The organism is Microbacter margulisiae, from assembly GCF_014192515.1.
GTDB lineage: Bacteria > Bacteroidota > Bacteroidia > Bacteroidales > Paludibacteraceae > Microbacter > Microbacter margulisiae.
On sequence record NZ_JACHYB010000002.1, the window covers coordinates 1,139,040 to 1,152,203 of the forward strand.

General features: G+C 38.0%; 9 protein-coding genes. 3 read left to right on the plus strand and 6 right to left on the minus strand.

Going from position 1 to position 13,164, the window contains the following annotated elements; genetic code table 11:
• Positions 1 to 93 precede the first annotated feature (93 nt).
• The 6 genes from FHX64_RS13655 to FHX64_RS13680 form a co-directional block, all read right to left on the minus strand.
• Positions 94 to 1,224 carry a glycoside hydrolase family 76 protein gene (locus FHX64_RS13655; protein WP_183414394.1) on the minus strand — a complete coding sequence of 377 codons (1,131 nt, stop codon included), beginning with the start codon at positions 1,222 to 1,224 and terminating at the stop codon, positions 94 to 96.
• Between the two features lie 67 nt (positions 1,225 to 1,291).
• Positions 1,292 to 2,437, minus strand: a complete 1,146-nt coding sequence (locus FHX64_RS13660) for a SusE domain-containing protein (protein WP_183414395.1) — start codon at positions 2,435 to 2,437, stop codon at positions 1,292 to 1,294.
• A 36-nt stretch (positions 2,438 to 2,473) separates the two neighbouring features.
• Positions 2,474 to 4,078 carry a RagB/SusD family nutrient uptake outer membrane protein gene (locus FHX64_RS13665; RefSeq protein WP_183414396.1) on the minus strand — a complete coding sequence of 535 codons (1,605 nt, stop codon included), beginning with the start codon at positions 4,076 to 4,078 and terminating at the stop codon, positions 2,474 to 2,476.
• Positions 4,079 to 4,091: 13 nt separating this feature from the next.
• Positions 4,092 to 7,487 carry a TonB-dependent receptor gene (locus FHX64_RS13670; protein WP_183414397.1) on the minus strand — a complete coding sequence of 1,132 codons (3,396 nt, stop codon included), beginning with the start codon at positions 7,485 to 7,487 and terminating at the stop codon, positions 4,092 to 4,094.
• Positions 7,488 to 7,886: 399 nt separating this feature from the next.
• Positions 7,887 to 8,903 carry a FecR family protein gene (locus tag FHX64_RS13675; RefSeq protein ID WP_183414398.1) on the minus strand — a complete coding sequence of 339 codons (1,017 nt, stop codon included), beginning with the start codon at positions 8,901 to 8,903 and terminating at the stop codon, positions 7,887 to 7,889.
• A gap of 105 nt (positions 8,904 to 9,008) precedes the next feature.
• On the minus strand, positions 9,009 to 9,596 hold the full coding sequence (locus FHX64_RS13680) for an RNA polymerase sigma-70 factor (RefSeq protein ID WP_183414399.1): 588 nt from the start codon (positions 9,594 to 9,596) through the stop codon (positions 9,009 to 9,011).
• A 1,044-nt stretch (positions 9,597 to 10,640) separates the two neighbouring features.
• Here FHX64_RS13680 and FHX64_RS13685 point away from each other — a divergent pair.
• The 3 genes from FHX64_RS13685 (at position 10,641) to FHX64_RS13695 (ending at position 13,162) form a co-directional block, all read left to right on the plus strand.
• Positions 10,641 to 11,270 carry a DUF6266 family protein gene (locus FHX64_RS13685; RefSeq protein ID WP_183414400.1) on the plus strand — a complete coding sequence of 210 codons (630 nt, stop codon included), beginning with the start codon at positions 10,641 to 10,643 and terminating at the stop codon, positions 11,268 to 11,270.
• A gap of 98 nt (positions 11,271 to 11,368) precedes the next feature.
• Complete coding sequence (locus FHX64_RS13690; RefSeq protein ID WP_246392493.1) at positions 11,369 to 11,650, plus strand: GNAT family N-acetyltransferase; 282 nt, start codon at positions 11,369 to 11,371, stop codon at positions 11,648 to 11,650.
• An 18-nt stretch (positions 11,651 to 11,668) separates the two neighbouring features.
• A complete protein-coding gene (locus tag FHX64_RS13695; RefSeq protein ID WP_183414401.1) occupies positions 11,669 to 13,162 on the plus strand; it encodes a potassium/proton antiporter in 1,494 nt (497 codons plus the stop codon).
• The last annotated feature ends 2 nt before the right edge of the window (positions 13,163 to 13,164 follow it).

Here is a 13,164-nt window from a genome sequence, read left to right on the forward strand (position 1 = left end):
AGATCCAGCATATACAATGCCCATAATTAGTATATGGGAATTTTACAATTGATCGATCTAAAAAACCATACGAATATCAAATCGTTTTACAAACTATTTAAAATATCCTGCCTTATCCAATAATGCGGCAGCTTCAATTAACATACAACCACTCTCTTGAGCCTTCAATTCAGTATCTGAAAGAAAATAAGGAGCAGTAGTCCAATCTGAAGTAAAGGTAACATATTGCTTATTTGTACCGCTACGCCATAATTCGTTTGCATTGTATTTTAAGAAAAGGACAAAATGCTCTTTTGTCGCACTATCTAACCCGGGATTTTGAATAAGTTCTGTAAGATAACGAATAAATATCCCTTTAAATAAAGCTAGATCACCAGTTCCTTCTGTATTAAGGATTCGATTACTTGTAAGATTGTTTATCGTATAATTAGCAGCCTTTATCGCATCATTCAAATAAGATTTATCATTCGTAATGTTATATAATTCTACTGCAGAACCAATAAACGTACCTTGATTATAAGTAGATGTATAGTTACTTATTACACCTGTCTGAGCATTAAGATTATCATTAATAGCTCCTGTTGAAGGATCAAATAATGTGCTCTTTTCCCAATTGTATATTTTTAAAGCCCAGTCTTTATCTGAAACATTACCGAATTGTTCATAAAGGCGTGCTGCTAAAATACATGCTGGTCCATTAGAACAAGCATTTTTGCTCCACAATGAACCTTTATTCCAAGAAATTCCACCTCCGCCATTACTGTTCCACCCTGTTTGAATATCAGTCCAAACTGTTTGTGCAGCAGTTTTGAATTTATCATCTTTTGTTGCAGTGTACGTTCTAAGCAATGCCAATGCATTCCATTCCATGTCATCATAAAAATAATTAAGAAATGACCCTCCATTCCCAACTTGTACACCTGTATACCATTGATCAAAATAGGTTTTGTATTTAGCATCGTTTGTGCGGAGATATGCATCTACCAAAACATCCAACCCATGAGCTTGTGGCCAATATTGAAAATTACTCCCACTTGTTGCGTCATTGAAGTAGTGAGTTGTAGGATTCCAGAAATTGGTAATAAGACTCGCAGTACTGCTATCTGCAGCAGCATTCCAATCAATAGCATACCCATCATTTGAAATAACAATATTGTTATAATTGTCACTACAAGAAGATAACAATGCAATAGAGGCAATGTATATAATAAAAAGTTTTTTCATAATTGATTTATTAAATTATTGTTTGAGTAGCATTCCCTAAATACTACTCAAACAACGGATTTATTTATTATTGCATTCCCACTTTTGTAACCGAGTGTGTATATGGGCCGCTGGCACTCATAATCACGCTCATATTTACTAAAGCACCATTCATTTCATCGGCAAATTTGAATTTATCATTCCATTGGCTATCATCAGCAGGATACAAATAATAATAACTAGCAACTCCAGTTGGAGCAGAATCTACACTTGCAGGAGCTCCCCACCATTCGTAGGCCTGGGTGCCACTATTATCAACATATGTCATTCTGAATTTGTAACGTTGGTCTAGTCCCCAACTTTGCTGATCGAAATTGATAGGTTCGTTCGTTGCTGTCCAAACTCCATTCCCAACATAAGTAAGTGCAAATTGGAATTGATCTAATGGGCAGAAATAAAACTCCCATTTTGTAATTTGAACCATAGTTGATCCTCCCGTGGTAAAATCTAAATCAATACGATAAACGCCAGTTGTAGAAACAGTAGATGTTGATTTCCCTTCCTGCAATATTGCTTTTGAATCAATATAGAATGTTCTTGGATTGCCTACATTTGCATCTGTAAAATAGTACGGTTGACCAGCAACTAATTTTGTATATATTTCATAAACACCATTTGATATTGATTTCATGTCACTTGCTTTTGACAAGTCGCTTCCTCCTTCTGTTCCAGCCCCTGTGATATATACACTATTTGGTACATTAGCAAAACCAGCTAATCGAGTAACTTCGAGAGTGTCTATTGCAGTGGCAATTTTTTGATTAATGCCTTTCGAAGCAAAAACTGTCCAAATTAATTTTCCCGTAGCAGATGAAGCAATACCTGCAAGTGCTGCAATCTGGTTAAGTTGTTTATGTGTTATGGATACTTGTGTGTTAGCTCCGTTATTATCAGATGTTATTACATAAAGAGGTTTGGAAAAATTACCTCCTATTGTATCAAAAGCTACCTGATATAATGTTAAAGCACCATCTTCAGAAAGAGCAGGTTGCCAATCAAAATAAACACTAGCGGTAGCAGATGCTTGCAATACAACGGATGCATTATTGACAGGATCATAAAGCGTTTGTACTGGAGCCACGTTCAAGTTTTTCATTGTATCTTCATTCTTACAACTCGCAAACGATATGATTGTGCAAATGAGAATAGCTACTTTAATAATTGATGTTTTCATAATAAGTATATTATTGATTGTTTTGAATTCGTCTAATTAATACCCTGGATTTTGTGTCAATTTTGAATCTAAATCTATTTGAGATTGAGGAACGGCAAATAAATAATCACGATTAGGATTGAAAGAACGCTTATCAAGACGAATATATCCGTTGTCAACCGAAGAAGAGCCATATTGTGCCCCATGAGGATAACCATTTAAAACATCTTGAGCTGTTTTCCAACGACGAATATCAAATATTCGTAATCCTTCGAGCGCTAATTCACAGCGGCGTTCATTGCGTATGATCTTTCTCAAATCTGACTGCGTCCAGTTCGTGTTATAATTCAGAGCATTGGTATCAGTAAATCCTGCACGCACGCGAATTGGCTTGATCGTTTCATCCCAAATAGTTTGATCCATTTTCCCTAATTCGTTTTCAGCTTCCGCATACATCAACAACACATCAGCATAGCGAATTAAAATTAAGTTTAGACCAGAATTAAAACTTCCGGTATAAGTTGGATCATAGTATTTCTTCATATAATAACCTGTTAATGAATTATTCAAGCTATTTGGATCATATGTATCTATTGTTCCACTTCCAGGTTTAATTTTAATTGTTAAATTTGTCCCATCGGGCATTGTCCATTGGCCGCCATCAAATAGTACAGTTGCGGCAAGTCTTGGATCACGATTAACATAAGGGTTACTTTCATCATACCCTGAACCCGGTTCATTAATAGAATCCCCATTTACCATTAAATAACTATTAACTAACTCTTGAGTTGGAGATTGTTGATTTACTCGCCTACCGGCAGAAGGAGGAGCAAAATCATAGTATTCACTCCATGTTCGCAATGTAGGCACATATTCTACATCCAAAATTATTTCTGAGTTATGTTCGTTGGCAATAGAAAACAATCCGGCATAGTTAGGGAATAATGAATATTCTTGACTGTTTATTATTTGTTGACAAGTAGAAGCTACATTCGCCCAATCATTTTCATACAAATATGTCCGTGCTTTCAATGCAATGCAAGCACCTGAAGTAATGCGACCAATATCTGCTCCGGTATATGAAGCGGGCAGTGATATTGCCGCGGTATCCAATTCAGCACGCACAAATTTAAGTACATCTGCATGCGAAGACCGAGCAATTGTTTGAGTTTCTGGAACAGTAAGGTTTTTGTCAAAAAGAGGCACGTCTCCATACCATGTAGTGAGTCGAAAAAAGAGATAAGCTCTAATAAAACGTGCTTCCGCTTTCATTCTGGCTTTGAGTGTATTGTCCATTTCTGGAACTCGATCTACGTTTTCAAGAAAAGTATTGCACGTTCTTATGCCAGCATAGCAATCAGACCATTCGTTTGCAAAACGCCCAGTTGTGGCATTTGCAATCCCTGATGAAATAAGTTTTTCATCACATGTTCGGGTTGAATAAATATTATCCGCCAAAGCTTCATTAGCAAAAAAATAGCTTGCACTCATCATTTGACTATAAGCCATATTTAAGACATAAGATGCCTTATCAGCCGAATACCAATACGTATCATCCGTAAATTCGCCCGTTGGAATTTGATTCAAATTATTACAAGATGTAAGAATCATGAGAATTACTGAAAGGATTCCAATATGATATTTTATAAATTTGTATTTCATAATAAGTACAGTTTTAAAGTTCTAAGTTCAGCCCAAGCCCAATATACTTTAGCACAGGATAAGAACGTCCGCTGTTAGCTCCGGTACCACCGGTACCACCCATATTATTCCCAAATTCGGTGGACTCAGGGTCATAAAATGTGAGAGGAGAAAGGGTCAATAGATTTTGGGCATTTATACTTACATGCAATGTTTTTATTTCAAGCCGACTTGTAATCTTTTTTGGGATAGTATATCCTATTTCGATATTTTTCAGTCGTATATAAGCAGCATTGAGTACATGTACTTGCGAACTATACCCATAATTGTTTACATCTGATGTCGTTCCTGGAGTCGCAAGCCGTGGCCATCTTGCATCGGTATTGGTAGGAGTCCAAAAATCTAATTGATGTTGATACATGGTGTACCCATAATTTCCTTGGTAAGGCTCAAGCAATTCTCCGCGTAAAAACATTGTTCTTTTACCCACACCTTGAATCAGCATGCTGAGATCAAATCCTTTCCAATTAAGGTCGTAAGTTACTCCAAAAGTGTAACGAGGGAAAGCATTTCCCAATATTTGACGATCCTTGCTGTCTATCACACCATCATGATTAATATCTACATATTTGACATCGCCAGGGGCCAACTGCGAAGCATTGATGCCAACCGGTAAAGCACTATTTTGGATATCAGCATAGCTTTTAAAATAACCGACAGTTTTGTATCCAAAATAGGAAGCAAATGGCGCTCCAACCCGTATAATATCAGACATATCAGCATCTCCTGAGTGAATGAGTTCATTCCCCGTAAAGTCCAATACCTTGTTTTGCGAATCAGCAATATTAAGGCTCACATTATGCTTGAATTCTCCGGTAGTAGCATGATACCCAACAGTCAGTTCCCATCCATAATCTCGCATCTTTCCTGAATTTTGCATTCCAACAGATGTTCCCAAAACAGATGGATTCACAGGACTGAGTAAAATTCCGGATGTCACTTTATTAAAATAATCAGCAGACGCATACAACTTATTATTCAAAAAGGTTGCATCAAACCCAATATTAAAATTAGCGGATTGCTCCCAACTAATCAGTGGGTTCCCAAGCTGAAATCCCGTTCCACTTACAGAGGTACCATTGAATGCGTAAGTGTTGTTATATGTAGTATAAGTTGTAAGGTAATTATAAGCACCAATATTCTGGTTGCCTAATATTCCATATGATCCTCGAATTTTTAAATCACCAATATTGGACTTATATGAATTCATAAAAGACTCCTCAGAGATTCTCCATCCAGCAGAAACGGAAGGAAAGAAACCCCAACGATGACCCTTTGCAAAATTAGATGAGCCATCATAACGAAAGCTTACCTGCCCGTAATATTTATCATTATATGAGTATGACACCCTACCAAACAACGATTCTATGTCAGTCAGTGTAGTCCCCATTGGCGAAGTATCTCCTCCTATATTTCCAGCTAATGCAGTTTGCGAGGTAGGAGTTCCAAGCTCAGGATCTACATAATTCATCCATATATCATTAGAATAAGTAGAATGTGACTCATTAGACACACCCAACAGACCACTCACATGGTGTAACTTATTAAATACTTGGTCGTAATCTAACAAAAATTGTGTATTAATCATATAATCCTTCTGATTCCAATCACTGGTTTGTCCTCCAATATTTTGATAAATTGAAGGTGTTGTTGCAGTATCACTAGCGTAATATGGCACTTGTAAACTTCTACTATACCTATGATTTGCATATAAATCAAGGCCTACCATTGCTTTGGCTGTCAATCCATGAGTAATCTTCAGCTCACCAGCAATGCTTCCGTTTATGTAATCTAGATCATATTTATTAAAACCAGCTGCTTCAAGGGTGCCCAATGGGGTGAACTCAGACAAAACGTCATTAATCAAAAAATGCCCATTAGGTGCTTGTTGTTGATAATAATAATAATTAGGAATACGTCTCCCATCAGCTATCAAATTCCCTACGCTACCATTTGGAGCATTTGTTTCTGAACGTGCATATGACATAATTGTTGTCAGTTTGAATCTTCCATATTGATTAACAAGGTTAGTCCTGAAATTATACCGTTTCATACCATAAGTTCCAAAATTACCTGACACAAAATTGCTGGGCTCATTTACAAAACTTGCTGAGACTCTATATGTTGAATTTTGACTACCTCCACTTATACTAAAGTCATAATTCTGTTGCAAGGCATTTTGCAATATTTGATTCAAAAACCATTTGCTATTCGCTCCATTTTTCTGCAAGTCTTGTATTTGCGCTGGAGAGTATGGGAGTGGATTTCCTGTATTATATGCTGCCTCATCTTTAAGTATTGCATTTTCATATCCAGCCACAGGCCTATACAAGACATCAGGGCTTTGTATCCCAACCAATGAAGACATACGAATGACAGGCTTAGAATCAAGCATCCCCTTTTTTGTTGTAACCAGAATCACACCATTCGATGAACGAGACCCATATATTGCCGCACTACCGGCATCTTTCAAAATAGAAATGTTTGCAACATCAGAAGGATTTAATTCATTCAGGCTGCTCAGGTTTGTAACCAACCCATCTATAACAACCAATGGGTCATTATTATTCATAGTACTGATGCCACGAATATTTATATTCATTTGGTTATTCGTTGGGTCCATACTGGTTTGTTGAATCGTGAGATTAGGAGATGCCCCTTGCAATGCTTGAGTTAGATTACTCACTGGGCGATCTTCAATTTTGCTAGATGAAATCTGATCAACAGCACCAACAACACTTTTACATTGCTCTGTACCATAACCGATTACTACCACCTCATTTAAATTAGTAGCTGCTTCATTTAATGCTACATTGATAACATCACTATTCCCAACATTTACATCTCTGCTTTGCATGCCAACAAAAGAAAAATCCAACATTGCATTTGAAGAAACGCTTGGAAGAACGTAATTACCATTTGTATCTGTTATTGTACCTTTGGTAGTCCCTTTTATTGTAATTGTAACACCTGGTAAAGCTTGCCCTTTCTCATCGGTTACTGTCCCAACAATCTTTCGCATCTCTCCCGATGATGATGGAGAAGTTTCATGTTTAGGTTCAGGGCTTCGGGATGTTTTCGAAATGACAATATGATCGTTTGTTATTTGATAACGAACATCTTGTCCTTTAAGAATTTCCTTCAGCGCATCTTCCACCGTTTTGTTCTTAAGGTTAACAGAAACAATCTTTTGTAAGTTCACATCATTGGTATTAAGCCAATAGGATAACCCACTTTGTGCTTTCAATGCTTCTAAGGCGGTTTTCACTGTAACATTTTTAAGTGAAAGCGTCACCTTCTTTTGTTGGCTGAAAGCGGCAGTTGCCATAAAAAGGGCCAACAAAAACAGAATGTACCTGATCTTTTTCATACGTAATTAATTTTGAGTTTAATAGCCCGCATGAAACTTACATGCATTTATTCCCTTTGTTAGGTTATAAGTCATGTTTGTTCCATCAATAATTCAAATTGAACAAATAGGTAATGTACAAACCACTTGCTCCCGGTTCTTTGTGGACCGAAAAAATCAGTGATTTCTGTCCGAATATCCCGGACAGGCAAGACCATAAAAATGAATGTTGATCTAAATGTCAGAAAGTTGTTGTATCTTTGCAGGAACAATTAGATAAACACGAACACCAAACGTTTTTGTCTGAAATGAAATCGGGATATGCTGCAACATATTTCGGTTTCTTTTGTAAGGAGGGTTAAGACCTGTTTTTCATAGGCGTATAGAATTAAGATTAAAAAATTGCACTTCATCTACCAACTATTGGTAGATCGTAATATGATTTTGGGCCATAGTATAATGAAATTCTTTATTTGCAGTCATGACATTTAGAATCTCCTGAATGCTTTGCGCCTGGCTAAAATCGCCGTAAAAACGCAAATGGTATAGTTGTGGATCTCTTATATCAATGACAACATTATAGTCCCGTTCCAATCGGCGAATGATCTGTCCAAAATATTCTTCGTCAAAAACAATTTTTCCTTCTGTCCAGGCAGCCGCTTCACTTGCATCAACACGTTTAATTTCAATTCCTTTGTTTCTTTTATCAATCACAGCCAATTCGTTCGGTTTCAACAGTAGAGGATGTTCGGGATGATAAATGGTTGTCAGTTGAATTGACCCGCGTAAAAGTGTTACACTCAAATGACTGTCTTCAGGATACGCTTTCACATCAAATTTTGTTCCTAAATCTCTTATGGATGCTTCGTTTGCCTTTACCGTAAAAGGCATGGCAGGATTATGAGCTATCTCAAAATAACCCTCTCCTACCAATGCCACCTGACGACTTTTTTGCCCAAAGTTCTGCCCGTACTGCAACGTACTTCCCGCATTAAGCCACACTACACTGTGATCAGGCAAAACGACTCTTGTTTTTGCTCCATAGGGGACATAAATTGCATATTGTTTCGTATTATGTTGAATCAAATAACTATTAATAGCATAATAACTCAGACTGCCTGTTACAAAGACAAGGACTGCGACAGCAACGCGTAAAAGAATGGAAATGTGATGATAATTTTGTCTCTTTTCTGCCCGTTGTGCCCAGACTATCCGTTCTTTGAATCGACGGTAAGCTGCATCTTTATTAAAAAAAGACTTGTCGTCTATTCCAGAGCTATTCCAAATATCCTGTATTTCAATAAAATAACGACGATTCCCTTCTGAAAGAGCAAGCCACGCCTGGAGCTCTCTCTCATCACCTACAGTACATTGATGACTCAAATAATCAACAATTAAATCATCAATCCGTTCGTCGTTTTCAAAAGTTTGATTCATATACCAGCTGTTATTAAGATAGACAAGTAATAAAAAAGAAAGGGTAGCCTCAAAATGTTAAAATTTCTCTTGCAAAAAGATTTAACATTTCCTCTGGCTGATAATCTAAAGCAGGGACAAAGCAATGATAAAAATAAGGATTGGCAAATACTCTTTCAACTGCCTTCGCAAAGTAGCAAGAGCATTTTTTATGTGATAGTGCACTGTATTGGGAGAAATACTAAGCTTTGTAGCAATAGCATCATACGAAAGTTGTTCTTGCCGGCTTAGCAAGAACACCGCACGGCATTCATCCGGTAGTTCCGACACACAACAAGCTATTTTCTCTTCCAGCTCTTTTTCAATCAGCGTCCCTAACGGAGTTGAATCGCTCTCGGATAAAGCTATGAACGAGACATCATCTGAGAGGGATATTTCCCGGGTCACATGAGCTTCTTGCAGATAGTTAAGGCATCGACGGCGAATGGCAGTAAAAAGATAGGCCCGAAGCGAAGTGTGAATTTCAAGAATTTCCCTTTGTTCCCAAAGTGTTAACATCAAATCTCCAACCAGATTTTCTGCCGTAAAGTGATCCTCAACATACATATTAGCTACACGGCAGAGAGAGACATAAAAATGGTCGAAAAGATAACGATACGCCTTATCATTTCCTGCTTTGAGCTGAGCTAAAAGGAGTGCTTCTTGTTCATTCATGGTATGGTTTTGCTGGAAACTACAACTAAATAGCACGAGCGCAAAGGTAGAAAATATTGTAACAAAATAACTATAGAGTGGCTAAAAATCACAATAAATATTTTAGCATATGTTTATATTTTGCTTCCATATATCCCTTTATAGCAAATAAATGAACTTGTTGCCTGTATTCTTCTTATTGTCATATCATCAGGAAAAAACGAAAATAGACAAAAAATTATTCGATACACCTGCACCTCTATTTTATCGTTATGGGTATTCAGTTTTTTCTTTTGTTGTTATAAAAGCTATATAGTCACCCTTAAAAAAATTATGTCTTGCCAGATTCCAGAACTTTAATATGAATACGCACACCAAATGATTCGCAGAAAAAACAGCAAATTTGTACGTTTCAACACTTATCGACTGTTATATATCTAAGGAAGATCTTGAAGCGCAGCATAAAACAAAGGCTGTTTAAACATAGTCAACAGCATAACTTTCATTGTTATGTGCAGTTTTTGTTACTCAGTCATGCAGCTATTCATTAATCTGCCGTGGAGCCTGAATACAGAATGTTGATTAATCAAAAATGCCTGATTAAAGAATGGCTATATCGAAATACACAAAGAAATAGCAATAAAAAACACCTCTTCCCCTCCCCAATCCCTTAAAACAGCTATTGGATTTTCATAAAAAATATGTATATTTGTAACCGTAATAATAGCTGTTACACCAGAAAAATAACTCTCTTTTGTGTCGTTCTTTAAATTTAATCGAAGAATACAAACCTTAGATCGTCCGACAATCCTCCGTGAATCTTCCGACTATCGTCCGACATTCCTCCCTCTTTGCTCCGTCTTACCATCGATCATCCTCCGTCTCTCCTTCGGTGTTACATCGGTATAGCCTCGATATAACATCGGAAAAACATTGATAATGGGAAGACATTATTTTATTAAAAAATATACTATCTTTGTGTTTTTACAAGAATTACCTGCTTCGCTAAACGGGAACTATCTCATAGCAACAAAGGTGTATCTATCGTTAATAAAACAGATCTATATGGCACGCATCAAATCTTTCGCTTTTGGGACCATCTCGGGAAGGCTTGGAGACACGGTTTCCGCCGTGATGAAAGACGGCACCAACATCATTAAAGTCTACCGGCAGGCATCAAACCCCAATACAGAAAAACAACAAGCGCAACGTCTTAAATTTGGCCTGATAAACAAGGAAATAAAATACATGCGCGAACTGTTCAAAATCACCTTCGGATCCACAAGTGGCGTCAACAGGGTAGTATCTGTTGCCATGCGCAATGCCGTTAAAGGGACATTCCCCGATTTCACTTTCGACTATTCCGAGCTGATCGTGGCAGAAGGGTCAGTGACTCCCGTCGAACAGCTTAAGGCTGTACGGCTATCCCCTTCCTCGCTGGAACTGACATGGGTGGATACGTCAGAATTCATAGGTATATCACCGCTGGATAAGATTTGTATCGTGCTGGCAAACCCTACGAAACAGGAAGCCTTGCTGAAAAAAGAAGTTTCTACCCGTAATGCAGGCCGGTGTGAAGTAGTGTATCCTCCCGAATGGGACGGAGATGCTATCCATTGTTGGATATACCTGGTTTCTGGTCCCAGTCACAAAACATCCAAAAGCCAATATGTTTCCCTGGACACTTCCCTATAATTTACCATATGCTAACTACTGAAGTTGTCTTCTCCCCGCATTATTTATTCTATTATTCAATCCATCAGATCAACAATAAAACGACTCAACAGATATAAATGGAATATTTGATTTTTCATAACACAGAACAACATCAATTTGAACTGAAAGTTGACGAAGGAGAGGCTGTTTTAGAATACTTTCTAAATCATGACACAATGGTCATTACTCACACCTACGTGCCTCACATACTCGAAGGTCGGGGCATGGGGGCTGCACTGGTCCGAAAAGCGCTGGAATTTGCTTCCGAAAAGAACCTAAAAGTGATTCCTGTCTGTTCCTTTGCAGAAGCTTATATCAAACGGCATCCTGAATATCAAAGCCTTACAAATGAGAATTAACAATAGACATCAACTTTAATGCTACTCCTTTCAAATACTTTATTCGGGGATTTTACCCACATAACCCTTGACAATATATTGTTAGTGGGGTCAATATTGTTATTTGCAAGTCTATTGGCGAGTCATACCACCAAATATGGAGTCCCTACCCTGCTGCTTTTCTTATTTATCGGCATGCTGGCGGGCGAAAACGGACCAGGTGGGATTGTGTTTAATGATCCGAAAATCGCAAAGTTCATTGGAGCTTTTGCACTTAGTTTTATCCTTTTCTCAGGAGGTCTGGAAACAAAGAAGCAAGACATCCAGCCTGTCCTCTGGCATGGGATTTCGCTTTCAACGTTGGGAGTCATTATTACAGCAGTGTCTGTTGGCCTGTTCGTTGCATGGATAGCTCATTGGTCTATCGTTGAAGGATTATTGGTCGGATCAATTGTTTCGTCAACAGACGCAGCAGCCGTATTTTCTATTTTGCGTTCCCGCAGCATCGGTCTGAAAAGGCAACTCAAACCATTATTGGAACTGGAAAGTGGGAGCAATGACCCAATGGCTTATATTCTAACCATTTCATTTACCTTTTTGCTGGCCAACAAAGAAGCCTCAGTGTCAACATTACTGTTCATGTTTTTCAAACAAATGATCCTCGGCGGAGTGATTGGGTATGGAATGGGATTACTCATGCATAAAGTCTTCAACTGGATTAAACTGGAGTTTGAAGGGCTCTATTCAGTACTACTTATCACATTTGTCTTATTCATATTTTCTTTTACTGATTTTATCGGAGGAAACGCTTTTCTGGCTGTCTATCTTTCTGCCTATGTCTTGGGTAACCTTGACTTTATCCACAAAAAAAGCCTCACAAAACACTTCGATGGACAGGCATGGCTTATGCAGATCATCCTGTTCATTACGTTAGGCCTTTTAGTTACGCCTAAACAGCTTATCCCTTACCTCGGAATAGGATTACTTATCTCGGCTTTTTTAATTGTCATAGCACGCCCGCTAAGCGTTTTTCTGGCCCTGAGTTTTTTCAGAATGCATATGAAAGACAAATTGTTTGTGTCGTGGGTAGGATTGCGCGGTGCAGTCCCTATCGTGCTGGCTACTTATCCTCTTCTGGCAGGAGTTAGCAAAGCATCTGTTATTTTCAACGTAGTCTTTTTTATCTCCATCACTTCTGTCCTTATTCAGGGGACAACACTTCCGCTTGTTGCAAAATGGCTGAAACTAACAGTCCCTATGAATTTAAAAAGAAAATCAGTGATCGATCTGGAAATGGCTTGGGGAACCAAATCGATTTATAAAGCAATTCCTGTTGATGCAAGCTTCCATTGCATCGGGAAGTCAATTGTTGACTTGAAACTTCCCGACACAATCATTATTGCACTAATTGAGCGTAAAAATAAATTCTTCTTCTCCGACGGGGCTACTAAAATTATGAATGGGGATGTGTTATACGTGATGGCGGATAACGAGAAAGCAATAGAAAACCTCTATGCATGCCTTACAGCATAAGC